At 59.1% G+C, this 25259-nt stretch carries 21 protein-coding genes and 1 pseudogene; 11 read left to right on the top strand and 11 right to left on the bottom strand.

Translation table 11 applies throughout. The features are described from left to right. Positions 1 to 15: 15 nt before the first annotated feature. Positions 16 to 597, bottom strand: a complete 582-nt coding sequence (gene rpoE / locus VNV36_RS21170; protein ID WP_003172477.1) for an RNA polymerase sigma factor RpoE/AlgU — start codon at positions 595 to 597, stop codon at positions 16 to 18. 556 nt (positions 598 to 1153) lie between these two features. Between rpoE and nadB the strand changes: the two genes are divergently transcribed. Continuing rightward, positions 1154 to 2770 carry an L-aspartate oxidase gene (gene nadB, locus VNV36_RS21165; RefSeq protein WP_325720197.1) on the top strand — a complete coding sequence of 539 codons (1617 nt, stop codon included), beginning with the start codon at positions 1154 to 1156 and terminating at the stop codon, positions 2768 to 2770. Here the strand turns inward: nadB and VNV36_RS21160 are convergent. Then, positions 2739 to 3191, bottom strand: a complete 453-nt coding sequence (locus tag VNV36_RS21160; protein ID WP_325720195.1) for a protein YgfX — start codon at positions 3189 to 3191, stop codon at positions 2739 to 2741. The genes nadB and VNV36_RS21160 overlap by 32 nt on opposite strands. Then, positions 3175 to 3429, bottom strand: a complete 255-nt coding sequence (locus VNV36_RS21155) for an FAD assembly factor SdhE (RefSeq protein WP_003222550.1) — start codon at positions 3427 to 3429, stop codon at positions 3175 to 3177. Before VNV36_RS21155 ends, VNV36_RS21160 begins: the two co-directional genes overlap by 17 nt. A 150-nt stretch (positions 3430 to 3579) precedes the next feature. Between VNV36_RS21155 and ygfZ the strand changes: the two genes are divergently transcribed. Both ygfZ and VNV36_RS21145 read left to right on the top strand, forming a co-directional pair. Beyond that, positions 3580 to 4521, top strand: a complete 942-nt coding sequence (ygfZ, locus tag VNV36_RS21150) for a CAF17-like 4Fe-4S cluster assembly/insertion protein YgfZ (RefSeq protein ID WP_325720192.1) — start codon at positions 3580 to 3582, stop codon at positions 4519 to 4521. A 34-nt stretch (positions 4522 to 4555) separates the two neighbouring features. Beyond that, complete coding sequence (locus VNV36_RS21145) at positions 4556 to 5377, top strand: HDOD domain-containing protein (protein ID WP_325720190.1); 822 nt, start codon at positions 4556 to 4558, stop codon at positions 5375 to 5377. A gap of 97 nt (positions 5378 to 5474) precedes the next feature. Here VNV36_RS21145 and tctE read toward each other — a convergent pair whose 3' ends face one another. Together tctE and tctD are read right to left on the bottom strand one after the other, a co-directional pair. Then, positions 5475 to 6860 (bottom strand): two-component system sensor histidine kinase TctE, encoded by a 1386-nt coding sequence (gene tctE, locus VNV36_RS21140; RefSeq protein ID WP_325720188.1) that lies wholly within the window; start codon positions 6858 to 6860, stop codon positions 5475 to 5477. Further along, positions 6853 to 7524 (bottom strand): two-component system response regulator TctD, encoded by a 672-nt coding sequence (gene tctD, locus VNV36_RS21135; protein WP_034153139.1) that lies wholly within the window; start codon positions 7522 to 7524, stop codon positions 6853 to 6855. Before tctD ends, tctE begins: the two co-directional genes overlap by 8 nt. A gap of 447 nt (positions 7525 to 7971) precedes the next feature. Here tctD and VNV36_RS21130 point away from each other — a divergent pair, with 447 nt between their 5' ends. Genes VNV36_RS21130 through VNV36_RS21115 form a run of 4 tightly spaced genes read left to right on the top strand, consistent with a single transcriptional unit; the run spans position 7972 to position 12007 of the window. Beyond that, entirely contained in the window at positions 7972 to 8949 is a 978-nt protein-coding gene (locus tag VNV36_RS21130; protein WP_325720185.1) for a Bug family tripartite tricarboxylate transporter substrate binding protein, read from the top strand. Positions 8950 to 9005: 56 nt separating this feature from the next. Further along, positions 9006 to 9464, top strand: coding sequence for a tripartite tricarboxylate transporter TctB family protein (locus tag VNV36_RS21125; RefSeq protein WP_325720183.1), 459 nt, complete (start codon positions 9006 to 9008; stop codon positions 9462 to 9464). Between the two features lies 1 nt (position 9465). Beyond that, entirely contained in the window at positions 9466 to 10980 is a 1515-nt protein-coding gene (locus VNV36_RS21120) for a tripartite tricarboxylate transporter permease (RefSeq protein ID WP_325720181.1), read from the top strand. Further along, a complete protein-coding gene (locus tag VNV36_RS21115; protein ID WP_325720179.1) occupies positions 10973 to 12007 on the top strand; it encodes an AbrB family protein in 1035 nt (344 codons plus the stop codon). The genes VNV36_RS21120 and VNV36_RS21115 overlap by 8 nt, the downstream gene beginning before the upstream one ends. A 148-nt stretch (positions 12008 to 12155) precedes the next feature. On the opposite strand, the pseudogene VNV36_RS21110 reads toward VNV36_RS21115, so the two are convergent. Together VNV36_RS21110 and ung are read right to left on the bottom strand one after the other, a co-directional pair. Further along, positions 12156 to 12277: pseudogene (locus VNV36_RS21110) on the bottom strand (uracil-DNA glycosylase); the annotation flags it as partial. 238 nt (positions 12278 to 12515) lie between these two features. Further along, a complete protein-coding gene (gene ung, locus VNV36_RS21105) occupies positions 12516 to 13208 on the bottom strand; it encodes a uracil-DNA glycosylase (RefSeq protein WP_325720177.1) in 693 nt (230 codons plus the stop codon). Between the two features lie 132 nt (positions 13209 to 13340). Here ung and dspII point away from each other — a divergent pair, with 132 nt between their 5' ends. After that, positions 13341 to 14453, top strand: a complete 1113-nt coding sequence (gene dspII / locus VNV36_RS21100; protein ID WP_325720175.1) for an enoyl-CoA hydratase/isomerase DspII — start codon at positions 13341 to 13343, stop codon at positions 14451 to 14453. A gap of 68 nt (positions 14454 to 14521) precedes the next feature. On the opposite strand, the gene VNV36_RS21095 is transcribed toward dspII, so the two are convergent. The 4 genes from VNV36_RS21095 to VNV36_RS21080 form a co-directional block, all read right to left on the bottom strand. Then, positions 14522 to 20053 (bottom strand): calcium-binding protein, encoded by a 5532-nt coding sequence (locus VNV36_RS21095; protein WP_325720173.1) that lies wholly within the window; start codon positions 20051 to 20053, stop codon positions 14522 to 14524. Between the two features lie 2 nt (positions 20054 to 20055). After that, on the bottom strand, positions 20056 to 20910 hold the full coding sequence (locus VNV36_RS21090; protein WP_325720171.1) for a hypothetical protein: 855 nt from the start codon (positions 20908 to 20910) through the stop codon (positions 20056 to 20058). Between the two features lies 1 nt (position 20911). Further along, positions 20912 to 22156, bottom strand: a complete 1245-nt coding sequence (locus VNV36_RS21085; RefSeq protein ID WP_325720169.1) for a glycosyltransferase family 4 protein — start codon at positions 22154 to 22156, stop codon at positions 20912 to 20914. 196 nt (positions 22157 to 22352) lie between these two features. Further along, complete coding sequence (locus tag VNV36_RS21080) at positions 22353 to 22757, bottom strand: hypothetical protein (RefSeq protein WP_325720167.1); 405 nt, start codon at positions 22755 to 22757, stop codon at positions 22353 to 22355. Positions 22758 to 23054: 297 nt separating this feature from the next. Here VNV36_RS21080 and VNV36_RS21075 point away from each other — a divergent pair, with 297 nt between their 5' ends. The 3 genes from VNV36_RS21075 to VNV36_RS21065 all read left to right on the top strand — a co-directional run bounded on the left by VNV36_RS21075 (position 23055) and on the right by VNV36_RS21065 (position 25212). After that, positions 23055 to 23285, top strand: a complete 231-nt coding sequence (locus VNV36_RS21075) for a cysteine-rich CWC family protein (RefSeq protein ID WP_325720165.1) — start codon at positions 23055 to 23057, stop codon at positions 23283 to 23285. A gap of 33 nt (positions 23286 to 23318) precedes the next feature. Continuing rightward, positions 23319 to 24011, top strand: coding sequence for a pseudouridine synthase (locus VNV36_RS21070; RefSeq protein WP_325720163.1), 693 nt, complete (start codon positions 23319 to 23321; stop codon positions 24009 to 24011). Positions 24012 to 24327: 316 nt separating this feature from the next. Continuing rightward, the gene (locus VNV36_RS21065) at positions 24328 to 25212 is read left to right on the top strand and encodes an alpha/beta fold hydrolase (protein WP_325720161.1); all 885 of its coding nucleotides are present in this window, start codon (positions 24328 to 24330) and stop codon (positions 25210 to 25212) included. Positions 25213 to 25259: the final 47 nt, after the last annotated feature.

Genomic DNA, 25259 nt, shown 5'->3' with positions numbered 1-25259 from the left:
GCTGTCGCCGCTGTCTCAGTTTTCCTGCAACAACGGTTGCAGGGCTTTATCGATGGCCTCCCGAGCGCGGAAAATCCGGGAGCGCACGGTACCCACCGGACACTGCATGACGCTCGCAATGTCTTCGTAACTCAGACCATCGAATTCACGTAAAGTTAAAGCCGTACGCAAATCCTCTGGCAGTTGCTGGATGGTTCGATGGACGGTGCCTTCGATCTCATCCCGCAGCAATGCGCGTTCTGGTGATTCGAGATCCTTGAGGCCGTGATCGCCATCGTAGAACTCTGCATCCTCTGAACTTACATCGCTATCCGGCGGCCGGCGGCCGCGGGAAACCAGGTAGTTCTTTGCCGTGTTGATGGCAATACGGTACAGCCACGTATAAAACGCACTGTCACCGCGAAAATTTCCAAGTGCTCGATACGCCTTGATAAAGGCTTCCTGAGCAACATCCTGGGCTTCATGGGTGTCGTGCACGAAACGCACGATCAACCCGAGAATTTTGTGCTGATATTTCAGCACCAGCAGATCGAAAGCTCGCTTGTCGCCACGCTGTACGCGTTCGACCAGCTGCTGATCCTCTTCCTGGGTTAGCATGAACACTCCTCGATAAGCCCGGAGGAGACTTGCATTACTAAACGACCAGACTTGCAAACATAGACTCGGGCTTTTCGCAAAAGTTCTCCCCCTCCAAGCAAGTTTCCTGCGCGCTCTGATTTGGCACGCACGAAAAACGCAGCGCGGGATAAACCGGCTGCGCGAATAATCTTGTTATCGGTTTCGCCGGCAGGAACCCAAACGCAGATTCCGCACTGAAGCCGACACTGTCCCTGGTTTCTGGCACCGTCTATTGATCTTGGGCCTTTGGCAAAAGTTCCAAATATTTATAGCCGTACCCACCTGACACTGCGCAACACTGGACGGAAACGTCTGTTTCAGCGCCGATACATGTGTCTAATCCCACACCTGCGAAAAAATCTTCCGACGAAGCACAGCGCTTTTTACTGCACAGTAGTCTCACAATGCCATCTGGGCCCGGCTATTGTGCCGTCCAACCCCTCTATATACTAGTGGGCTGTGTGGCTGTCTTGACTCGCCGATCCAGCTGTCTTGCGCCAACCCCGACCCGGGTCGCTTTGAGCGGAATCCTGAAATGAGCCAACAGTTCCAACACGATGTTCTGGTCATTGGCAGCGGTGCTGCCGGTTTGAGTCTTGCGCTGACCTTGCCCGGTCATCTGCGCATTGCCGTATTGAGCAAGGGCGATCTCGCCAACGGTTCGACATTCTGGGCTCAGGGCGGCGTCGCCGCGGTGCTCGACGATACCGATACTGTCGAATCCCACGTCGACGACACCCTCAACGCCGGGGGCGGCTTGTGCCATGAAGACGCGGTACGCTTCACCGTCGAGCACAGCCGTGAAGCCATTCAATGGCTGATCGACCAGGGCGTGCCATTCACCCGTGACGAGCAGTCGGGCACCGAAGACGGCGGTTTCGAATTTCATCTGACCCGCGAAGGCGGCCACAGTCATCGGCGGATCATCCACGCCGCCGACGCCACGGGTGCAGCCATATTCAAGACATTGCTGGCTCAGGCCAGGCAGCGCACTAACATCGAATTGCTGGAACAGCGGGTGGCCGTCGATCTGATCACCGAGCGTCGTCTGGGCCTGAAAGGCGAGCGCTGCCTCGGCGCCTATGTGCTGAACCGCGCCACAGGCGAAGTCGATACCTACGGCGCGCGCTTCGTGATTCTGGCCTCGGGCGGCGCGGCCAAGGTCTACCTGTATACCAGTAATCCCGACGGTGCCTGCGGTGACGGCATCGCCATGGCCTGGCGTTCCGGCTGCCGGGTAGCGAATCTGGAGTTCAACCAGTTTCACCCGACTTGCCTGTATCACCCGCAAGCGAAAAGCTTCCTGATCACCGAAGCCCTGCGTGGCGAGGGTGCCCACTTGAAGCTGCCCAATGGTGAACGCTTCATGTACCGCTTCGACAAACGCGCCGAGCTGGCGCCACGAGATATCGTCGCGCGGGCAATCGACCATGAAATGAAGCGCCTGGGCGTCGACTGCGTGTACCTCGACATCAGCCACAAGCCGGAATCGTTCGTCAAAAGTCACTTCCCGACTGTTTATGAACGCTGCCTGGGCTTCGGCATCGATATCACCAAACAACCGATCCCGGTGGTTCCTGCCGCGCATTACACCTGTGGCGGTGTGATGGTTGATCAGCACGGTCGCACCGATGTGCCTGGGCTCTACGCCATCGGCGAAACCAGTTTTACCGGCCTGCACGGCGCCAACCGCATGGCCAGCAACTCGCTGCTGGAATGTTTCGTCTACGCTCGCTCGGCAGCGGCGGACATTCTTGCGCAACTCGATGATGTCGCGGCGCCAAGCGCCCTGCCCGTCTGGGACGCCAGCCAGGTCACCGACTCGGACGAAGACGTGATCATTGCCCACAACTGGGATGAACTGCGGCGCTTCATGTGGGACTACGTCGGCATCGTGCGCACCAACAAGCGCCTGCAACGAGCGCAGCACCGCGTGCGCCTGCTGCTGGACGAGATCGATGAGTTCTACAGCAACTATAAGGTCAGCCGTGACCTGATCGAGTTGCGCAACCTGGCGCAAGTCGCCGAGTTGATGATCAGCTCAGCCATGGAACGCAAGGAAAGTCGCGGTCTGCATTACACCCTCGACTACCCGGACCTGCTGCCCGAAGCACTCGACACTATTCTGGTGCCGCCCACCTACGCCGGCTGAACTTGAGCCGCACTCGCAGGCGTCGGTGCAGATCCGCCGTCTGCGAGTCCCGTGGCACACAGATCGACCGGACCCGCCATTCCCCGCGTAAACGAAAGCGCAACACCACGATCAACGGTAGCGCCAGGCTGTCCGGGCGCAACTGCGCGGCCTGCCAACCGCACGCCTGATTCCAGACCTGCCAGCCATCGCCGTCGCGCCGTAGTCCGCGAAATGCTTGCGGATGGTTCAGCAGAATCTGCCGTGGCAGCACCCAAAAGCCATGCAGCAAACAGCCGAAAACACCAGGCAGGCTGGCCCAGAGCGGGATCGACAGCAGAAACAAAGAACCCATGGCGAACGCCTGGGCCAACAGATAAGCCGCCAGCAACTGCCGTGAGGCATGCCAGCGGCATTCGAACGTATTACTTGGGCTGGACACGATCCAGAATCATCCGGACCATGCGTTGCAGCTCGGGATCTTCCGACTCGCTGCGCTCCATGAACCAGCCGAACATGTCCTGATCCTCGCAAGTCAGCAGGCGCACATACAGATCGCGATCCACCTGATTGAGGTGCGGATAGACCTCTTTCACGAACGGCACCAGCAACACGTCCAGCTCAAGCATGCCGCGACGGCTGTGCCAAAAGAGGCGATTCAGTTCAACTTGTTCGACCATGGAGCCCTCCTCGAATTTGCCGGGCAGTATACAGCCCCGGCGCGGGCCGCACAGTCGGCTTTGGTCGGGCACCCTTGATCCTTTATCAACTACCCATTTCCAGCATGCCCCCTTATGATGTGCCCCAGTCTATTTACCCTGCGATGACCCATGGCCGATTCTGCTTTTTTCTGCACCCTGACTCATGAAGGCGTACTCGCGGTTCGCGGTGCGGACGCCGGAAAATTCCTGCAAGGCCAGTTGACCTGCAATATCAATTACCTGAGTGACACCCGGGCCAGCCTCGGCGCCCGCTGCACGCAAAAAGGCCGGATGCAATCGAGCTTCCGCATTCTGCTAGAGGGTGACGGCGTGGTCATGGCGATGGCCAGCGAGCTGCTCGAGCCGCAACTGGCCGATCTGAAAAAGTACGCGGTGTTCTCCAAGTCGAAACTCACCGATGAAAGCGCAGCCTGGGTGCGCTTCGGCCTGGAGCATGGCGACGCCGCCCTGACCAGCCTCAATCTGGCACTGCCCGCCGAAACCGACAGTGTCGTGCGCAATGAAGGGCTGATCGCGATTCGTGTTTCGCCTGAGCGCGCCGAACTCTGGGGGCCCGCCGCCCAGGCGCAAGACATCAAGAGCAAACTCTGCGCTGCGCTGCCCGAGGGCGAGCTCAATCAATGGCTGCTCGGGCAGATCCGCGCCGGTATCGGCCAGGTCATGCCGAGCACCCGCGAGCTGTTCATCCCGCAGATGCTCAACCTGCAGGCAGTCGGCGGCGTGAGTTTCAAGAAAGGCTGCTACACCGGTCAGGAAATCGTCGCGCGCATGCAGTACCTGGGCAAGCTCAAACGTCGCCTGTACCGCTTGCGCCTGGACGCGGCCGAACTGCCCGAGCCCGGCACCCAGCTTTTTGCACCGAGCCATAACAGTTCGATCGGCGAAGTGGTGCTGGCCGCCCATGCTGCAGGAAACATTGAACTCCTGGCCGTGTTGCAGGCCGAAGCTGCCGAAGCCGGCGATTTGCATCTGGGCACCCTCGAAGGTCCCGCGTTGCACCTGCTCGACCTGCCTTACGAACTGGATCGCGACCGCGAAATCCAGCGCTGATCGCAGCATTGTCGCAACACCCTAGAGAGTCCAAATGAGCGAACTGGCGGAAAAGGTCCAACAGGATTTGGTTGCGGCCATCGATAACGATGACCTGGTTCTGCCAACGTTGCCGGAAGTGGCCCTGCAGATTCGCAAGGCCGCCGAGGATCCGGAAATCAGCGTCAGCGATCTGAGCAAAGTCATCGGCCGCGATACGGCGCTGTCGGCGCGCCTGATCAAAGTGGTCAACAGTCCGCTGTTGCGCGCCGCGCAGGAGGTCACTGACCTGCACACCGCCATTACCCGCTTGGGCATCAACTACAGCAGCAACCTGGCAATCGGTCTGGTCATGGAGCAGATCTTCAACGCCCGCTCCGAAGTAGTCGAGCAGAAGATGCGCGACGTCTGGCGCAGCAGCCTGGAGATCGCCGGCGTCAGTTATGCGCTGTGCCGTCGTTACACCCAACTCAAGCCTGATCAGGCGGCACTCGGCGGGCTGGTGCATCAGATTGGCGTGTTGCCGATCCTGACTTACGCCGAAGACCACAATGAACTGCTCTCGGATGCGGTCAGCCTCACCCATGTGATCGAGCAGATTCATCCTTTGTTGGGTGAGAAGTTGTTGCGGGTCTGGGAGTTTCCCGAGCGCCTGGTGCAACTGCCGCTGCTCTATCAGGATTTCAGCCGCGACTCGAGCCGCATCGATTACGTCGATGTGGTGCAGGTGGCCCATCTGTATTGCCGCAAAGGCACCGACCATCCGTTTGCGCGGATCGATCCACTGAGTGTGCCGGCGTTCCGCAAGCTGGGGATTGATCCGGAGAACAAGCAACTCTGTGCGAGTCTGGAGGAATCGCGGTCGATGTTCTACTGATTCGGGACCGAGGCGCGGCCTTCGCGAGCAGGCTCGCTCCCACAGGGGACAAATAGCTGATGTGGCAGCGAGCCTGCTCGCGAAGAGGACACCACGATCACCCGGCAATAAAACTGACCCGCACCTTCAACCCCGCCTGCTCGCCATCATGCAACGTGATCTGCGCCAGATGCGCCCGGCAGATCTCGCCGACGATCGCCAACCCCAGGCCTGAACCCGCGACCTGCTGATTACGTCGATAAAACCGCTCGAACACCCGGTCGCGCTCTTCCAGCGGAATGCCCGGGCCGTCGTCCTCAACCTCAAGCACCGCCGGCGCCGTGACCCGCAAAATCACATTGCCTCCCGGCGGTGTGTGCGCCAGCGAGTTGTCGACCAGATTACTCAGCAGCTCATTGAGCAAGGTCGGCTCGCCGCGCAACCACACCGGCTCGTCAGCTTCGAGTGCAAGCGCCACGCCACGCTTGTGCGCCAACGGCGCCATGGCCATGCCCAGTTCTCGCGCCAGTTGACTCAGATCGAGCAATTGCGCGCCGCCCTCGGCAATCGCCCGCGCGCCGTTTTCGACCCGGGCCAGTGAGAGCAGCTGATTGGCCAGATGGGTCAAGCGATCGGTGCTTTGCGCAGACGACTCAAGCGTTGTGCGCCAGGTTTCCGGCTCGTTGGAGCGCAGACCCAATTCCAGTCGAGCCTTGAGTGCCGCCAGGGGGGTGCGCAATTCGTGGGCAGCATCGGCGATGAACTGCGCTTGCCGCTCGAACTGTCCGCGCAACCTTTCGGTGAAGTGGTTGAGCGCGCGCACCAGTGGCCCCAACTCATGCTGCACCTCGACCAGCGGCAGTGGCCGCAAGTCGTCGGGCTGGCGTTCCTCAACAGCGGTTCTTAACCGCTCCAGCGGGCGTAACGCCGCACTCACTGCGAACCACACCAACAACAATGCACCCACAGCCAACATGCCCAGGCGCAGCAATGTATCGGCGGCCAGACTGCGCGCCATGCTCACCCGCGCTTCGTCGGTTTCGGCCACGCGAATTTCCGCCATGCCGTTCATGTTCGGCTCGCTCACCGCTTTGAGCAGGCTGACCACGCGCACGTTCTGGCCGTTGTACTTCGCGTTATAAAAGCGCGCCAGCGCCGGATAGCTGTCGGTTCGTGGCGTGCCGGGCGGTGGGCCGGGAAGGTTTTCGTAGCCGGAAATCAGCTTCTGATGGATGTCATTGACCTGGTAATAAATTCGCCCGGCGCTGTCATAGGCGAAAGTGTCCAGCGCCACGTAAGGCACGTCGGCGCTGAGGCTGCCATCGCGCTGCGACAAACCGGCAGCAATGGTGCGCGCCGAAGCAAGCAATGTCCGGTCATAGGCCGTATCGGCGGCTTCGCGACCATTCCAGTAAGCGCTCAAACCACTGGCGAGCATCAGCACCACCAGCAACCACCCGAGGTTCCACAGCAGGCGCCAGCGCAGGCTGCTGGCCTTATGCATCGCGGCTTTCCAGCAGATAACCGAGACCACGGAAGGTGACGATGGCCACCGGTTGGCCATCGAGTTTCTTGCGCAAGCGGTGCACGTAGATTTCGATGGCGTCGGGGCTGGCTTCCTCATCGAGACCAAACACTTGCGCGGCCAGTTGCTCCTTGCTCATCACCCGCCCCGGCCGGGCGATCAGCGCTTCGAGAACCGCTTGCTCGCGGGAAGTCAGAGTCAGCAACTCTTCGCCGAGGGTGAAGCGCCGGGTGTCGAGGTCATAGGCCAGCACACCACAGCGCTGTTGCCGCTCGCCGCCCAGAACACTGCGGCGCAACAGGGCTTTGACCCGCGCCTCCAGTTCAGTCAGTTCGAACGGCTTGGCCAGGTAATCGTCGGCACCAAGATTGAGGCCATGCACACGATCTTTGACGTCACTGCGCGCGGTCAGCATCAAAACCGGCAGGTTTTTGCCGCGAGCGCGCAGCCGCGCCAGCACCTCGAAACCGTCCATGCGCGGCAGGCCGACATCGAGGATCGCCACGGCGTATTCCTCACTGCCGAGCGCCAGGTCGGCAGCCACGCCATCGTGCAACACATCCACGGTCAGACCGGTGCTCTTGAGCGCTTGAGCCACGCTCTCGGCCAGTTGCAGATGGTCTTCGACGAGCAGGACACGCATGGATTTTTACCTCGTTCAGGGTTGGCCGACGCCACGCTTTGCCGCGGAGTTTACAGCCGCAACCGCCGCTGTGAAGCCCGAAAACCGTGAAAGACAGCTGAAAGGTTGCTGAAAGGTTGGCCGGTTAGAGTCGGCCCACGGACAGTTTCGACTGTCACGCTGCTGCCACACAGCACGACGAAAAACGCCACGAAGCGTTTTCGACCAATAAGAACAATAATCGGAGCACACCCGCATGTCGTCCATGCAAACCCGGGCTTTCACACAGGCCCCCACTCCCCGCGTTCCCCACGCCCTGGCTGTTTTTTCCGCGCCGGGCCATGCCGATTTCCCTTCCAATGATCCAGTGAACGCGCCTGCGCACAGAACCCTGCGCCTGCTGGCGAGCGAAGCGTTGCCCTTTGATGATTCTGCACGTCCATAACAACAACTCCCAAGGAGACTCAGATGAACTTGTCACTGCGTAAAGTTGCTCTCGCCGCCGGCGCGATGCTGTTCGCTGGCCAACTGATGGCCGAACCGAAACGCCCGGAATGCATCGCCCCCGCATCTCCCGGCGGTGGTTTCGACCTGACCTGCAAACTGGTGCAAAGCGCACTGGTCAACCAGAAGCTGCTGAGCAAGCCGATGCGCGTGACCTACATGCCCGGCGGTGTCGGCGCGGTGGCTTACAACGCGGTGGTTGCGCAACGTCCGGCCGATGCCGGTACGCTGGTCGCGTGGTCGAGCGGTTCACTGTTGAACCTGGCCCAGGGCAAGTTCGGTCGTTTCGATGAGACCAACGTGCGCTGGCTGGCGGCGGTCGGCACCAGCTACGGCGCCATCGCGGTAAAAAGCGATTCGCCCTACAAAACCCTCGACGATCTCGTGCAGGCGTTGAAGAAAGATCCAGGCTCGGTGGTTATCGGTTCCGGCGGCACCGTCGGCAGCCAGGACTGGATGCAGACCGCACTGATCGCCAAGGCTGCCGGGATCAACCCGCGCGAGCTGCGTTACGTGGCGCTGGAAGGCGGCGGCGAAATTGCCACGGCCCTGCTCGGCGGTCACATCCAGGTCGGCAGTACCGACATCTCCGACTCCATGCCACATATCCAGAGCGGCGACATGCGCCTGCTCGCCGTGTTCGCCGACAAACGTCTCGACGAGCCGGAAATGAAAGACATCCCGACCGCTCGTGAACAAGGCTACGACATCGTCTGGCCGGTGGTACGCGGCTTCTACCTTGGACCGAAGGTCAGCGACGAAGACTACGCCTGGTGGAAGGATTCGTTCGACAAACTGCTGGCCTCCGACGAGTTCGCCACGCTGCGCGATCAGCGTGAACTGTTCCCGTTCGCCATGACCGGTGCCGAACTGGACACCTACGTGAAGAAGCAGGTCGCCGACTACAAAGTGCTGGCCAAAGAGTTCGGCCTGATCCAGTGATCGTCTCTGTCTAGCGGCTGCGTTTCCGGTTCCGGGGACGCGGCACAGGAGTTCTCATGCTTATTCAACGCATTTTTGCCTCGGTGTTGCTGCTGGTGTGTGCCGGCCTGGCGCTGATGGCGTGGCCGTACCAAGCGGCTTTTTCCTACGAGCCGGTCGGCCCGCGCGCCTTCCCGCTGCTGATGCTCGGCCTGATGGGCTTGGCGCTGCTGTACATGGTATTTCGCCCGGCACCGATCAAACACAGTGAAGACGAGCCGCCGCTGGATCGCGAAACCCTGACCAAAATTGCGATCTGCGTCGCGTTGTTGCTGGTGTTCGCCGGCCTGTTCGAACCGCTGGGTTTCATCCTCAGCAGCATGCTGATTGGCATTCCGATGGCGCGTCTCTATGGCGGCCGCTGGGTGCCGAGCATCGTCGTGACCACGCTGATGGCCATCGGTCTGTACCTGTTGTTCGACCGCGTGATGGAAGTCCCGCTGCCCCTTGGCCTGCTCGACGTGCTGGAGAACTGATATGGATACCCTCGGTTATTTGGGGCAAGGCTTCGGCGTCGCGCTGAGCCCGTACAACCTGGTCACCGCGCTGACCGGGACTTTGATCGGCACCGTCGTCGGCCTGCTGCCGGGGCTCGGCCCGATCAACGGCGTGGCGCTGCTGATCCCGATCGCATTTGCTCTCGGCCTGCCGCCGGAATCGGCGCTGATTCTGCTGGCAGCGGTGTATCTGGGCTGCGAGTACGGCGGTCGGATCAGCTCGATCCTGCTGAACATTCCAGGCGAAGCCTCCACGGTGATGACCACCCTCGACGGCTACCCGATGGCCCGCAAAGGCATGGCCGGTGTGGCGCTGTCGCTGTCGGCGTGGAGCTCGTTCATCGGTGCATTTATCGCCACTTGCGGCATGGTGCTGTTCGCCCCGCTGCTGGCGAAATGGGCGATTGCCTTCGGACCGGCGGAATACTTCGTGTTGATGGTGTTTGCGATCGTCTGTCTCGGCGGCATGGCCGGTGACCGACCGTTGAAGACATTCATTGCGGCGTTGATCGGTCTGTTTCTGTCCAGCGTCGGCATCGACGCCAACAGCGGTGTGTACCGTTTCACCGGCGACAACATCCACCTGACCGACGGCATTCAATTCGTTGTACTGGTGCTGGGCCTGTTCTCGATCAGCGAAATCCTGTTGTTGCTGGAAAAAACCCATCGCGGCCAGGAAGCGGTGAAAGCCACCGGGCGGATGATGTTCAACTTCAAGGAAGCCGCTTCGGTTTTCGTGGTGAACATTCGTTGCGGTCTGCTCGGTTTCATCATGGGCGTGCTGCCGGGTGCCGGCGCGACACTGGCCAGTGCCGTGGCCTACATGACCGAGAAGCGCATCGCCGGCGCCAGCGGCAAGTTCGGTCAGGGCGATGCCCGTGGGCTCGCCGCGCCGGAAACCGCCATTGGTGCTTCGGCCTGTGGCGCACTGGTGCCGATGCTGACACTGGGCGTACCGGGTTCGGGCACCACGGCGGTGATGATCGGCGCGCTGTCGCTGTACAACATCACTCCGGGACCGCTGCTGTTCCAGCAACAACCGGACATCGTCTGGGGCCTGATCGCGTCGCTGTTCATCGCCAACATCATGCTGGTGATCCTCAACATCCCGATGATCCGCATCTTCACCCGTATCCTTGCCGTGCCGAACTGGGCACTGGTGCCGGTCATCGCGATCATCACCGGGATCGGCGTCTACGCGGTGCACGCCACCACCTTCGACCTGTTCCTGATGGTCGGCATCGGTATCTTCGGCTACATCCTTCGCAAGCTCGACTTTCCGTTGTCGCCGGTGTTGCTGGGCTTCATCCTCGGCGGTCTGATGGAGCAGAACCTGCGTCGCGCACTGTCTATTTCCAACGGCGCGCTGGAAATCCTCTGGTCCAGCCCGATCACCTTCGGTGTCTGGGTGCTGACTGCGCTGATGCTGGTGCTGCCGCTGATTCGCATCTGGCGCAAACGCGCGGTCGCCCGTCGCGCCATTGCCGATGTCTGATCGCTCGTCCCTGAAAGCCTGGTGGGGCACCCCGCTGGTCGGTCTGCTGGGCGGTTTCATCGCCAGCCAGATCGGCTGGCCGCTGCCGTGGATGGTCGGCTCGTTGCTGGCGATCATCCTGGTGCGCTGCCTGACCCCGTGGCAACTGGGGGAAATCCCTGGCGGCCGCAAGTGCGGCCAGTGGATCGTCGGCATCGGTATCGGCCTGCACTTCACCCCGCTGGTGATGGAACAGGTGCTCGGTCATTTCGGTTTGATCTTCTTCGGCGCGCTGGTCACCAGCCTGTCGGCGGTGGTGGGCGTGTGGTTGATGCGTCGCACCGGCGAGGACCGCGCCACGGCGTTTTTCTCAAGCATGCCCGGTGGTTCCGGGGAGATGGTCAACCTCGGCGCGCGTAACGGCGCACTGCTCAGCCATGTCGCGGCCGGGCAAAGTCTGCGGGTGTTGGTGGTGGTGTTGTGCGTGCCGGCGGCGTTCAAGTACTTGCTCGGTGACGGCACGCCGATTTCTCACGCCGGCAGTGTCGATTGGCGCTGGCTGGCGATTCTGTTTCCGGCGGGCGCCCTGCTTGCCTGGCTCTGGCAGCGTTTGCGCCAACCCAATCCATGGCTGTTCGGGCCCTTGCTGGTCAGCGCAGCGGTGAGCATCACTTGGGATTTGCACATCGGTTTGCCCAACGGCGGCAGCCAGATCGGCCAGTGGCTGATCGGCAGCGGCCTGGGCTGTCACTTCAATCGGCAGTTCTTCCGCCGCGCGCCATCGTTCATGGGGCGGACGCTGCTCGGCACGGCGCTGACCATGTTGATCGCGTCGCTGGCGGCGCTGGGCTTGAGTGCATTGACCCATCTGGATCTGCGTTCACTGACTCTGGGCATGATGCCGGGCGGGATTGCCGAAATGAGTCTGACGGCGGAGACCCTGCAATTGTCGGTGCCGCTGGTGACGGCGATGCAGGTGATGCGGCTGTTGTTTGTGCTGTTTCTGGCGGAGCCGTTGTTCAGGTACTGGAATCGTATTCCAGAGTAGACCGCACCACTGTGGCGAGGGAGCTTGCTCCCGCTCGGCTGCGCAGCAGTCGCAAAGCCAGGAAATGCGGTGTGACCGGAATGCAGTAAAAGGTCTGCTGCGCAGCCCAGCGGGAGCAAGCTCCCTCGCCACAAATGTTCTGCGCCTGTTAAATCGGCGTTTCGCCATTCTGCTCGAGAACTTGTTCGTCCGGCTGAAATGCCCACAACCCAAAAACCCGCGATACGCCGACAACGGCGACGGATGCACCGGGGTCAGCATCAAGTGCCTGGATGCAGGTGATGCGGCTGTTGTTTGTGCTGTTTCTGGCGGAGCCGTTGTTCAGGTACTGGAACCGTATTCCCGAGTAGACCGCACCACTGTGGCGAGGGAGCTTGCTCCCGCTCGGCTGCGCAGCAGTCGCAAAGCCAGGGAATGCGGTGTGCCAGAGAAAACCGGATTGCAGTAACCAGGTCTGCTGCGCAGCCCAGCGGGAGCAAGCTCCCTCGCCACAAATATTCTGCACCTGTTATATCGGGGGTAGACGCCAGTCGATCGGCGTTTCGCCATTCTGTTCGAGAAACTTGTTGGTCCGGCTGAAATGCCCACAGCCCAAAAAACCGCGATACGCCGACAACGGCGATGGATGCACCGAGGTCAGCACCAGGTGTTTGGTCGCGTCGATCAACTTCTGCTTGCTCTGCGCATGGGCGCCCCAGAGCATGAACACCAGATGCGGCTGCCGTTCGCTGACCACCTCGATGATGCGGTCAGTGAAGTGCTGCCAGCCCTTGTCCTTGTGCGCGTTGGCATTGGCGCGCTCGACGGTCATGGTGGTGTTGAGCAACAACACACCCTGATCGGCCCAGCTCTGCAGGTAGCCATGATTGGGAATGTCGATGTTGAGGTCGCGTTTCAGCTCTTTATAGATGTTGACCAGTGACGGCGGCGCCGGCACGCCCGGTTGCACTGAGAAGCACAGACCATGAGCCTGCCCCGGGCCGTGATACGGATCCTGGCCGAGGATAACCACTTTCACCTTATCCAGCGGCGTCGAGTTCAGCGCATTGAAAATCAACGGCCCCGGCGGATAAATCTCCTTGCCGGCCGCCCGCTCCTGCTGCAGAAAGTTGCGCAACTCTGCCATGTAAGGCTGGTCGAACTCAGCACGCAGTGCCTCCTTCCAGCTCGGTTCGAGTTTGATACGGTCGTCAGCAGTCATGGTCATATCCGGCAAAAACAATGGGGCGAACCCTAGGAAAGCCGACCACGCTTGTCAATTGATCTGACGCAGATCCGGCACTTTCCCCCACAGCGATCATACTGATCGTTCAAATTTCCGATCGAGGTCACGATGAATCTGCACTTCGAAGAACTCACCGGCACCGACGGCGCGCGCATCGGCATCGCCAGCCTGGATGCCGAAAAGTCGCTGAACGCCTTGTCCCTGCCGATGATCAACGCCCTCAGTGACAAATTGAAAGCCTGGGCCAACGATCCACAAATCGTCTGCGTGCTGTTGCGTGGCAACGGCGCCAAGGCGTTCTGCGCCGGTGGCGAGGTGCGCAGTCTGGTCGAAGCCTGTCGCGCTCATCCGGGCGAAGTGCCGCCGCTGGCCGCACAGTTTTTCAACGCGGAATATCGCCTGGATTACAGCCTGCACACCTATCCGAAACCGCTGATCTGCTGGGGCCATGGTTACGTTTTGGGTGGCGGCATGGGTTTGCTGCAGGGCGCGAGTACGCGGATCGTCACGCCGAGCAGCCATCTGGCGATGCCGGAAATCACCATCGGTCTGTATCCCGACGTCGGCGCCAGTTGGTTTCTCGCCCGGCTGCCGGGCAAGCTCGGCTTGTTTCTCGGTTTGACCGGCGCGCACATGAACGGGCGAGATGCGCTCGACCTGGGTCTGGCCGACCGCTTCCTGCTCGACGAACAGCAACCGCAACTGATCGAAGGCTTGTTGCAACTGAATTGGCAGGAACAGACCGCGATGCAGCTCAACAGTCTGCTCAAGGCCCTGCAGCAGGAAGCCCTCGCGCAGATGCCGCAAGCGCAGTGGCTGCCGCGCCGTCAGCAGATCGACGAACTGCTCGATGTCAGCGACGTACCCTGCGCCTGGAAAGCCATCAGCCTGCAACGCGACAGCAATGATCCGCTGATCGCCCGCGCGGCAAACGCCCTGGCCGAAGGCTCACCACTGACCGCCCATCTGGTGTGGCAACAGATCATCCGCGCCCGGCATATGTCGCTGGCCGAAGTGTTTCAGATGGAATACACCCTGAGCCTCAATTGCTGCCGCCATCCGGAATTCAGCGAAGGCGTGCGCGCACGCTTGATCGACAAGGATCAGAAACCGCACTGGCATTGGCCGGATATCAATAACGTGCCGGATGCGGTGGTCGAGGCGCATTTTCACAAGGTCTGGGAAGGGCGACATCCGCTGGCGGATTTGAGCCAGTATTGAGGTGACTCGTAGCCCGCGATGGCGAGTGGGTTCGCATCGCGGGCAGGCTCAATGGGTCGTCTGGCAACTCAGACGTTCAGTTCGTAGAACTCAATGATTTCCTTCACTGCCCGCTGCGCTTCATCGTCGCCTTTTAGCAAAATGTCCTCGACGTCCCTCAATGGTGGAAGCGGATGCAGACGCTCACTGATTTGTTTAGCGCTGTAGTCTTGAATCGTCGTTCCTTCGCTGACTCTTATAAACCCGATAGCGCTTTCATCTGCGGCAAAATGATTGAAAACCCGAATCTTGGGCGCCATGCCGTAATCCACGACGATTACCAGATCATCCCGCTGACGGTGGAACTTCAAGTTGTCGATCGTCAGCCTGCGCTCGGAAAAATCGATCCCGTCCAGGCCGCCTCCGCTGTTGATGATCACATCCCTGCCGAGGCCATCGTATTGGTAGATATTATTTCCAGCACCGCCGGACAGGGTGTCATCGCCCGGCCCACCCACCAGCAGATCATCACTGGAACTCCCCGTAAGCAAGTCATTGCCTTGCATGCCTCGGATCTCTCCCGCGCCGATTATCGTGTCATTGCCACGACCGCCCACTAACGGCAGAGCTCGTCCGTCTCGCAGGGTAGTGAACCGCGTGGAATTGTTAACGATTACTCCGGTACGGAAGGTGTCGGGCGCAGGACCCAACTGACTCGATTCAAGGAGCTGCTTGAAGCTCACGCTCGAATCGTCGGCAAACTTTATGCGCTCAATACCGGCCCCCTCCAGATCACCGTTGTGGGGCAAGACAATGCGCACTTTCTGTGTCCCACCCCATTGGATATCGAGTGTCGAGCAGAGCATTTTCGCTCTCGGCGGATTACGGTAAGCCCCGCGACCCGGGTTGGGCTCCAGCTCGATATGCGTGGTTTCTATCAACACCGCCCCCCAGCTCAATTGCAATGCATCGCGTTGCGCTTCTGCTGGAAGGACGACCGTGTCCTGATCGATCAAGCCGTACTCGTCTTTCCACCCTGCGGTCCCCGCCTCTGGCCGGTGGAAAACAGGATTCGGTACATCCGCAATCGTGGTGGTCGCTGCGGCGTGCGCCTGCACGATGTAGGTGTCGGCGCCGTCTTCGCCGTAAAGCCAATCATCCCCTGCCCCGCTGACCAGATAGTCAGCACCCTCGGAGCCCAGCAAGGTATCGTCACCTGCCCCCGCGGATAAATACGCGCCCGGTGTTCTGTCACCGACAGTACCGTAGTCGAGTGGGGAGCCTGCATATGCAACGATCAGATCATCCCCCGCGCCACCGTGGAAAAGGTTTTCCACTTCGACGTTGGCTCGTCCACCAGCATCGTCGCCATGGACGACTTTGCGTTTGATCGCTGAAGTTTCGGTATTCCAGCGAAACGCCTTGCGCGCTTTTTCGCCCGAACTGAAGCTTTCCGCCGGATAGACATACCAACCTTCAAGGGCGCCGGATTCTTTTCGGTCTTCAACCAGCACATCTCCCAAGTTGAAAGAAAAACCGTTGGCCGAACCGGATCGATAGTAGCGAGGCGCCTGGCTTGAGGAAGGTATTGCTCCCTCGGCTTTCACCTGTTTATGTTCAACGCGAGTCGTGGTTTTCAACTGCCTTTCACTGACCACGGCTTGCCCGCCATCAGCCCTCATCCACTGCGGCGTTTCAGACAGTGTCCCTGCTTCGACGCTGTCATCGATCAGCTCAGTGTGGGTGGTGTAACCGGTGTCGGTGGTGGTGATATGACTGCGAACCCAGACACCTTGCTCATTCAGGGTAAAACCCGCGGCGTGTCTTCTTGCAGAGCGCTTGGATGTGATTTGCGCGAGAAATTTTTCGGACCAGTTCACGGGTGGATCGGATGCGACCGGGCGTTGCGTTGCAGTGGTTACATCGCCTGGCTGAATCGGAACCTCACCTTTGCTTTCCTGGGTTCCTGTGGTGGTTACCACTTCCGGGACAGGTGATTCGGGCACCTCTACCAGCGGCAATGTTTTGCGCAAGACATCGTCATAACCCAGTACAACGCCGTCGTGGAAGCTGAAGGTGGAGTCCTTCCACTTTCCGTGATTCTTGATGAGTATCGCGTCGCCCGTGCCATTGGCCAGCCGCAACACCGTGCCGACGGAAACTTCGATGACGTCGGCCTTCAGGCTTTGCGCGCAAAACCCTGCACCGAACCTGATGATGTTGCGGCCGCCGGCATCGGTCACGATATCCAGGCCATCGCCAGCACCGAAGTAATAGATGTCAGCACCGTCCATGCCCTCCAACACGTCATCACCGGGACCGCCATCAAACACGTTGTCGCCGGAATCACCGCGAAGGTAGTCCGTGCCTTCTGCGCCCAGCAACGTGTCGTTGCCGCCGCCACCGAGCAACGTGTCGTTACCTGAGCCACCATCCAGATAATCAGCATTCTGTTCGGCTTCAGCGCTGTTTTCGTAATCGCCGGCAAGAATGTCGTCACCCGCGCCGCCGTACAGCGTGTCGGCACCGAAGCCACCCTGTAACGTATCGTTTCCTTCTCCGCCCTCAAGCACGTCATTGTTGATCCCGCCTGGTTGCAGGTCGGACACGTCGCCATCCAGGAAATCAGCTCCCGCCCCACCCGTCAGCGTATCCGCGCCCCCCATGCCTCGCAGGGTGTCATCCCCCGCACCGCCATCAAGAAAGTCGTTACCGTGATAACGAACAGGATGGTCAGGGCTATCGCCAATCAGATCGTCATTGCCTTCGCCGCCGAAGAGCAGATCATCGCCACCGCCGCCCCAGAGCGTGTCGTCACCGGGGCCACCGTCCAACAGATCATCGCCAAAAAAATGCGCAGCATCGCCTTCGACGCCATCCAGTACGCCGTCATCACCCTGCAAAATGTCGTTGCCAGGGCCGCCATACAGCGCGTCGCTGCCACCGTTACCGGCGAGCCGGTCATCACCGCTACCGCCGTCCAGCACATCGTTGCCATGATGCTTGCTGGGCAGACCACCGCCCCAATCGAGGTTGTCACCGAGCATCGTGTCGTCGCCGCTGCCACCGGCCAGGGTGTCGTTCCCTTGCTCTCCTTTGAGCAAATCGTCGTCAGCTCCGCCGTCAAGCAGGTCCTCACCCCAGCCGCCGTCGATAAAGTCCTTGCCACCCTGCCCATACAGCACGTCGTCACCGCCCTCGGATGCACTGTTTATCGAGGCCTTTGAATAGACCGTTCGATGACTGGTGACACCGCCAGCTAGGGGGACGTCAGCGCGCTTGACCGCCCACCCCTGCTCCAGTGCACCGGTAGTTTCGTCTCCGGATAACACATCATCGCCAGCGCCGCCGATCAGGGTATCCCGGTCATTGCCACCGAGCAGAACGTCTCGCGATGCCGTACCGATGAGTAAATCGTCACCTTGCCCGCCGTCGAGCCAGTCGCCGCGACTTGCCCTGCCCTTGGCATCACCGTCGGCCATGGCCTTTTCGATTGTCGTCTGTTTGTCGCCGAATAACCGATCGTTTCCAGCCTTGCCGAACAATCGATCAGAACCACCCAGGCCGAGAATGACGTCGTCTGCGGCGGAACCGTAAAGTACGTCGGCCTTGTTGCGCTGTTTTACCTTGGGCAGCAGCACGACGTTGCCCAGCTCATCAAAGGAGGGCTGATCGCCGGGTACAGTTGGATCCGCGTCTTTGGCTTTCCAGTCGCCCTGGAGCGTCAAATCCGCAGCGCTAAGCGCCTGCCCCTGGTAATCAGGGAGACGGATGCCAAGCATCCCGGGCTGGAAGCTCTTGATCACCACCAGATCGCTCTGGCCGTACTTGATGTTGAGCGTGTCTTCAACAAGCGTCAGAGTGATGGACTGATCCTCGGTAGACCAGATATTGCTCAAAGGCGTGCGGCGCTTTAGCGAGGGAATCGGCGCGCCGTTGATCCACAGCTGCCCATTTACGTCGGCATCGAAAATCTCGTCGATGCCATCGCCGCTGACGAACTCGTAGCGGTCACTGCCCTCGCCTCCGATCAAAGTGTCGTTGCCCTTTCCTCCGATCAGCACATCATCACCGGCCATTGCGTACAGCGCATCATTGCCGTCGCCTCCGCTTAGCGAGTCATTGCCGCGGCCGCCTTCAATAACATCGTTACCCGCCATGCCATTGATCGAGTCATGACCCACGCCGCCATACAAATGATCGGCATTTGCGCCACCGGCGAAAGATCGCCCATCGTCATCACCGAACGTGACCAGCGGGTTCAACACACCGGTGGCCATCGGCGCCTGTTTGCCTGAGGCAAGATCGGAGTAGGAATATCTCTGCAGCGAGTGTTCTCCAAACGAGCCTTGGGTCCGGGCAATCAAACGGGCCAGCATCTGCGCACGATCCGCCAGCCACTGCGCGGTGATAAAACCTTCGCCGGTCAACGGATCGTAGAGTTCAAGTTTGCGGCCGGGATAACCGTCGGTTCGCTCTATGACGACTTCGCTGAGTTGCTGTAAGCAATTGCGCAACGCCAGGCCGAGCGGCGTCGCCTCGCCTGCGAGTTTTGCCCATGCATTCGCATTGCCGAATTCGCTTATTGTTCGGGTGACAATGCTTTGCGACTGCTCTGGGGTAAACGCCGAAAAGAATGCGTAAGCGTTGCTGGCGAAGGTTTCGTTGGTGGTGGGTGTGGCAGCAGCATTGCCGTCATACGTGCGCTTGAACATGTCGAGAAATTCGTTCTGGCCATAGCGCAATATCAGGTCGACCACGGCGGCGACAGGTGTGCCTTTCACTACATGCTGGATCAGTGGATTCACACTGCCACTGGCCAGCGCGATGTTGATTTGTTCTGGTACCACTGAAAGCAGACTTTGCAGTGGATTGATGCCGAAATTGCTGATCGCCGCTCGCAGGCCGACGCTGTAGGAGTCGATGGCGAAGAGGATGTTTTTATAGTCGTCGAGCCGGTTGGCTTTTGCATGAATGGGTGGGCCGTCATCTTCCCCGTTCGAATCACCGGCGGAGATCAATCGCCAGGTCTCATAGGGAGGCTTACCGCCCAACAGGCTGAACCCGACTGTCCCGGACCAACCGGCATTTCGTTTGACGGCAGTGTCGTCCTCCCCGCAAACCTCCTTGAACAGTGCCTCGCCGATCGCGCTGGCGTCGATTTCAGCGATCTGGCTGATTGACGGAACCGTCCACGGTGCCAATTGACCGGCAAGGGATCCGTTGATCAGGGTATTGATGAAATTGACGGCAACCTGGTTGGATGAAAGCTGCATCAGGTCTTCAGTGAAAATTTTATTCAGTCTGAGTTCACCTTGCCGCGAGGTGTAACCGCGAATCAGGGCGGAGTAGGCACCGTTTCCACCGTTGGCATCAATGGCCACGGCAAGCCAGAGTCTGGCGTTTTTCAGAATCTCTCCAGCCTCTTTATCGACAGCGAAAAACTCAGCGACTTTTCCGCCAATAATGTCGAATAGCTTTTGATACAGGGGAGCGCAGCTAGCTCCTGCTAATTCCAGCGCAATATACTTGAGGTCTTCAATGTCGAACGTCATGCCCTTGCAACTATTTGCTGCATTTAAAATTTCCGATTTTTCCACATCATTAAAAACAAGACTCATCGTTACTTCCTTGTAATAACAGAGCGTGAAAGATAACCCCTGAGATATTTAAGCATCTCAGGGGCTTCGCGTAATGACGATGTACCAAGACCTACGCTACCGTGCCCCCCAGTGAAGTCGAAGTTATCCAGATTCACAGAGCAAGAAAAATTCAATTTGCCGAAATCCAGATTTTCCAGTTCGATTCTGTCGAGCTTTGCCAGTTTTTTGTCAGTCAGTTGTTGCTCGGAAGCCGGGCGAATCAAGCCATTACAGTTGATCAAACGAGGGGTTCCGTCTCGCCGCGGCCAACCTGTGATAACAAACTTCCGTACGGATGACAGATTCTTGAAATGCGGCGGAGGAGCATTAAGCCAAAGCTCAAGCCCTGGATAATTCTTCAGTTTCACAATCAACTCATCCGGCCAGTTGACGTGCCGATAACCCCGCTCATGGGGCTCGGTAGTTTCTTTTCTGGTGAAAAGCCCGGCGTTCAGTTTATAGAGTCGCCAACTTTCGGGAATCGACTCCGGTCGCTGATCCTGGTACCGGTGCAGCCCCGTCCCCGTCCACCAAAAAAAACCCTTCAGGGCGATCGCCAGGCAAGCTTTCTTGTTAGCCAGTTCAGGCATGCCAACGTAAAACTCCGGGACCAGCGTCTTATCCACATAGGCACCGCCCAATATTGGTACCTGTTTCATGCTCGCCAGCTTGTTCTGACAGGCCTTCTCGTCTGCCTGGTGGATAGCCGCCGACTCGGCGGATTGTTCTTTGTGAATATAAAATTCCGCTACGCAATAACAGACATAAACAAACAGACCATACTTCAACAATCTCTTGAACCACTTGATCGCTTGCTTAAGCGATGCCCTGGTCATTTCAAACTTCTCGCTCAAACTGGGGAACGGTTGATTTATCGCTGTGCCCGGATTTCGCCCTTTCAAAAACTTCAAAGTATTGGCTCACGCCAGACTTCACACCAAACCGACTGGCCGTCAACATCGCGGCGTCGGCAAGACAACTGTATTCACCAGACGACTTCAATACCTTACATACACTTTTGGCAATTCCTTGATGATCAAAGAAATCCACCAGCACTCCATTAAACCCGTCCACGATCACTTCTTTTACCGGAGCCGTATCCGACGTAACGACCACACAACCAGCCGCCATCGCCTCCAATAATGACCACGACAAAACAAACGGATACGTCAGATAAACATGGACTTTCGAACACTGCAGAACCGCTCGGTAAGTCTGGTAAGGAAGCTTCCCTGTGAAATGCACTCTGGAGTGATCGAAACTGACCTCCGCCTCCATCCTGCTGCGCCAGTCTGGATACCCAGTTGGCTTACTCCCATAACTGACGTCATCACCGCCAACCACGATGATCTGCGCATCCGGGCACTCAGCCTGAATATGCGGGATCGCTCGCATAAAACTGTGAAAGCCGCGATACGGCTCAAGATTTCTGGCGACATAGGTAACGATGGGCTGTCCGGCGCTCAGCACGATTCCGTTGGGCAACCTGACGGCCCCGACTTTCGGCAGGTCAGAACTGTGAATTACACCTTCGTGAATAACCCGAATCGCCGACCGATAAGCGGCCGGAAACAGGCTGCGCTGCCACTGCGTCGGCGCGATTGCGATATCACATTGTTCAAGATTCAAAAGATGCAGCGAATTGAGGACTCGCAGCCGTGACGATTCCGCTGTGGCTCGCGCAAACTCAGGGTCGAAGCCGGAATCGGCGCCATGCGCTCGATAGTAGTACTCGCAATAGTGAATAAGCGGCGTATCGGGATAGACGTCCTTGGCGAACAGCGTCTCGCCCCATCCGGGATGAGCGAGAATCACGTCTGGTCGATAACCCGCACGTTTCAGCCTGCTCAGAATTTCAAAAACCTTTTGTCCATCGATCACTGCTTGTTCGTAGCGGATCAGATAGGGATGAATATTGCCCGGCGCTCTGCCAGCAGCTCGATATCGATGGATTTTCACCCCGGCAATGCCCGGTGCCGTGTCCCGGCCTATCGCCACAACCTCATCACGCCGGGCCATCGCCGCCAGCACCACATGGCGGAACTGACCCGGAAAATTTTGGTGAATAACCAGAAGCTTCATAGCGCTGACGTCCATTTTTCGCCGCTATTGAGCTGAGAATCTCTCGCATCGTTCGGCATCCACGAACGCTAACAAATGCCACGAAATGAAACTGTAGGACGCTTCCGGGACTCCCCTGGGAGAAGGCAAATGGAACGGTTTTTCGACAGGCAAAAAAAAGCGGCGCTTGATGCGCCGCTTGTTTCTTTGCGGTTATTTACCAGCGGTTGCCACGGCCATTATGGTCACGGCGACCGCTGTGGCGGTCGTAGCTGCCGCGACCGCGATGATCGTTGTCCCAACCGCCGCGACGGTGGCCATCCCAGCGCCCGCGATCATTGCCGTGCCAGCGTCGGCTTTCGTAATAGCGCGGAGCCGGTTGATAGTAACGCGGCGCCTGGTAATAACGCGGTTGCTGGTAGTACCGCGGTGCTGGCTGGTAGTAGCGCGGCTGGGTGTAATAGGTGCCGCCGCTGCGGTAATAAGAGCCGCCACCGTTGTAGTAAGCCGGTGCGGGTGATGTGTAGACCTCTGACCTGTAGTAGCTGTCTCCATAGGAATAAGGGACGCATCCGCCAAGGGAAAAAATCATCACGGCAAGCAGTACGATTCGGCGATACATGGCGGCCTCCTGGACCGCGGGTTGGCCACACCAGCGACGCTGGCAGGCGACAGTCATTTATTCGGTGACTGACGAATATTCAGACAGCGTTTTCGGAATCTGGTGCGTTCGTGCAACAAGTTGAAACAAGTAATGAACCTTAAATGTTGAAGGCCTCCGCGCCGCCAGCAAGACGGATCCCCCTGGTTTCGCGCTTCTTTCATTGCACAGACTGCTGTCCCGGGCCGATCATGCGCTGTACCGCGCCCCGACAAACGGGGCGCAATTGCTCCAGCATGGAAATGCCCCATTCGACCTATGCCTGATAACGACGTCAAACCCGACCACTGCCCGGCCTGCGGCGCACGCAACGATTGCAGCCTCGCCGACCCGCGCACCGCCGACCGCGCATGCTGGTGCTACGGTGTAACTATCGATCCGGCGGTGCTCGAAGCGCTGCCCACCGAACTGCGAAATAAGGCTTGCCTGTGCCCGCGTTGTGCACAAGTCCAAGCGCAACTGCAAGCAGGTCGGCGGCCGATCCCGTAAGATGCGCGGCTCTTTAGCCGTTGAATTCTGACCATGCGCGTCGACCGCTTTCTCAGCAATCTGCCCCGCTATAACCGTCAGCAGGTTCGCCTGTTGCTGGTGGAAAAGCGCGTGCGGGTTGACGGAAAAATCGTCAGCGATCCGCACACTGAGGTGCTGGAATTCAGCCGTGTCGAAGTCGACGAAGAAGTCCTGCAGAGCGGCAAACCGGTGCGTTATTTCATGCTGCACAAACCGCCCGGCTGCGTCAGCGCCACTCGCGATCCGCAGCATGCGACGGTGTTCGACCTGTTCGATGAACCGGACAAGGACGAGCTGCACATCGCCGGTCGCCTGGATTTCAACACCACCGGGTTGATGCTGATCACCAACGACGGCGCCTGGTCACGGCGCCTGACGCAGCCGCAGACCAAACTGCCGAAGGTCTACTACGTCGAAACCGAACAGGACATCGGCGCGCACTACGCGGCGAAATTTGCCGAGGGCATCTACTTCGCCTTCGAGGATTTGATCACGCAACCGGCACGACTGGAGCTGCTCGGCCCGCGCTCGGCGCGGCTGAGCATCGTTGAAGGCCGCTACCATCAGGTCAAGCGCATGTTTGGTTTCTTCAACAACAAAGTCCTGCGCCTGCACCGCGAATCCATCGGCGAACTGGCTCTGGATGACGCGCTAAAACCGGGCGAGTACCGCGCTTTGCGCACCGAAGAGATTCATTTGTTCTAAGCCTGCGACCGCTCAGCCGAAGTTGTCGAACAATTCAGCAACGACACTTGCGTGATCCTGACTCCCCTGCTTGAATCAGGACGTCGGCCGAAATATGACCGGTGAGTCACCACATACTTCCAAGAAACTTTTTGTCGGTCGCAAGCCCCCAAGGGCTGCGCCTCAGCCGGCAATCTGCCCGCCAATAACAACACCCGTCGACCTGCCGTGCCGGATCGACATGGGCCAGCAAATTCCAGGCGTATGCCTACCTGTCACAAAGCTCGTGCAATCTCGATTGTGCGCATACCCGCTTGCTTGCCAGGAGTCTTATGACATGAGGCCAGAAATCGCTGTGCTGGATATACAGGGTCAGTATCGGGTTTACACGGAGTTCTATCGCGCAGACGCCGCAGAAAAGACCATCATTCTGGTCAACGGCTCGATGGCCACGACTGCGTCGTTTGCACAGACCGTGAAAAACCTGCACCCGCAATTCAACGTGGTCTGCTACGACCAGCCCTACGCGGGCCGGTCAAAAGCCCACAACCTGCATGAGAAACATCTGACGAAGGAAGTCGAAGGGCAGATTCTGCTGGAGCTGATCGACCACTTCGCAGCCGAGCACGTGCTGTCGTTCTCCTGGGGCGGCGCTGCCACCCTGGTCGCCCTCGCCCAGCAACCCCGGCGCATTGAAAAAGCCGTGATCAGCTCGTTCTCACCGGTGATCAACGCGCACATGCTCGACTACCTCGAGCGCGGCGTCGATTACCTTGGCAGCCGCGACGGTGACCGGGTCGGGCATCTGGTCAACAACACCATCGGCAAACACTTGCCATCGCTGTTCAAGCGCTTCAACTACCGTCACGTCAGCAGCCTGGCCGAGCATGAATACGGGCAGATGCACTTCCACATCAACGACGTGCTGCACAGCGACCGACAGTGCTATTTGAATGCGGCGAAAAAGATCAACGTGCCAGTGCTGTTCATAAACGGCGAATGGGACGAATACACCGCTGCCGTCGATGCACGCCTGTTCGGCCACCACGTTGCGCAGAGCACCTTCACCACCGTGCAGGCCACCGGGCACTTCCTTGACATGGAACACAAAGCCGCTTGCCGCGACAGCCAGAAGGCCTTGCTCGGCTTTCTGAAACCTGCGCCGCAAGCCAGCCGAACGCGCTACTCGTTTGTTCAGGATCAACATGCATTGGCCATTTGAGACCGCGTCGTCGCGGGCAGGGCTGCAAGCTTGAGGTGCGTGTTTGC

This window comes from Pseudomonas sp., assembly GCF_035554175.1.
In the GTDB taxonomy this organism is placed as follows: domain Bacteria; phylum Pseudomonadota; class Gammaproteobacteria; order Pseudomonadales; family Pseudomonadaceae; genus Aquipseudomonas.
This window is presented reverse-complemented; position numbering and strand designations above follow the sequence as displayed.

What these genes read in the sequence shown, in the direction of transcription:
- VNV36_RS21125 (WP_325720183.1), top strand. Translation starts at nt 9,006, where the DNA reads ATGCTTATTCAACGCATTTTTGCCTCGGTGTTGCTGCTGGTGTGTGCC.
- VNV36_RS21080 (WP_325720167.1), bottom strand. Translation starts at nt 22,757, where the DNA reads ATGTATCGCCGAATCGTACTGCTTGCCGTGATGATTTTTTCCCTTGGC.
- VNV36_RS21070 (WP_325720163.1), top strand. Translation starts at nt 23,319, where the DNA reads ATGCGCGTCGACCGCTTTCTCAGCAATCTGCCCCGCTATAACCGTCAG.
- VNV36_RS21075 (WP_325720165.1), top strand. Translation starts at nt 23,055, where the DNA reads ATGCCTGATAACGACGTCAAACCCGACCACTGCCCGGCCTGCGGCGCA.
- VNV36_RS21120 (WP_325720181.1), top strand. Translation starts at nt 9,466, where the DNA reads ATGGATACCCTCGGTTATTTGGGGCAAGGCTTCGGCGTCGCGCTGAGC.
- VNV36_RS21115 (WP_325720179.1), top strand. Translation starts at nt 10,973, where the DNA reads ATGTCTGATCGCTCGTCCCTGAAAGCCTGGTGGGGCACCCCGCTGGTC.
- VNV36_RS21145 (WP_325720190.1), top strand. Translation starts at nt 4,556, where the DNA reads ATGAGCGAACTGGCGGAAAAGGTCCAACAGGATTTGGTTGCGGCCATC.
- VNV36_RS21085 (WP_325720169.1), bottom strand. Translation starts at nt 22,156, where the DNA reads ATGAAGCTTCTGGTTATTCACCAAAATTTTCCGGGTCAGTTCCGCCAT.
- rpoE (WP_003172477.1), bottom strand. Translation starts at nt 597, where the DNA reads ATGCTAACCCAGGAAGAGGATCAGCAGCTGGTCGAACGCGTACAGCGT.
- VNV36_RS21065 (WP_325720161.1), top strand. Translation starts at nt 24,328, where the DNA reads ATGAGGCCAGAAATCGCTGTGCTGGATATACAGGGTCAGTATCGGGTT.
- tctE (WP_325720188.1), bottom strand. Translation starts at nt 6,860, where the DNA reads ATGCATAAGGCCAGCAGCCTGCGCTGGCGCCTGCTGTGGAACCTCGGG.
- VNV36_RS21090 (WP_325720171.1), bottom strand. Translation starts at nt 20,910, where the DNA reads ATGACCAGGGCATCGCTTAAGCAAGCGATCAAGTGGTTCAAGAGATTG.
- VNV36_RS21155 (WP_003222550.1), bottom strand. Translation starts at nt 3,429, where the DNA reads ATGGTCGAACAAGTTGAACTGAATCGCCTCTTTTGGCACAGCCGTCGC.
- dspII (WP_325720175.1), top strand. Translation starts at nt 13,341, where the DNA reads ATGAATCTGCACTTCGAAGAACTCACCGGCACCGACGGCGCGCGCATC.
- ung (WP_325720177.1), bottom strand. Translation starts at nt 13,208, where the DNA reads ATGACTGCTGACGACCGTATCAAACTCGAACCGAGCTGGAAGGAGGCA.
- nadB (WP_325720197.1), top strand. Translation starts at nt 1,154, where the DNA reads ATGAGCCAACAGTTCCAACACGATGTTCTGGTCATTGGCAGCGGTGCT.
- VNV36_RS21130 (WP_325720185.1), top strand. Translation starts at nt 7,972, where the DNA reads ATGAACTTGTCACTGCGTAAAGTTGCTCTCGCCGCCGGCGCGATGCTG.
- tctD (WP_034153139.1), bottom strand. Translation starts at nt 7,524, where the DNA reads ATGCGTGTCCTGCTCGTCGAAGACCATCTGCAACTGGCCGAGAGCGTG.
- ygfZ (WP_325720192.1), top strand. Translation starts at nt 3,580, where the DNA reads ATGGCCGATTCTGCTTTTTTCTGCACCCTGACTCATGAAGGCGTACTC.
- VNV36_RS21095 (WP_325720173.1), bottom strand. Translation starts at nt 20,053, where the DNA reads ATGAGTCTTGTTTTTAATGATGTGGAAAAATCGGAAATTTTAAATGCA.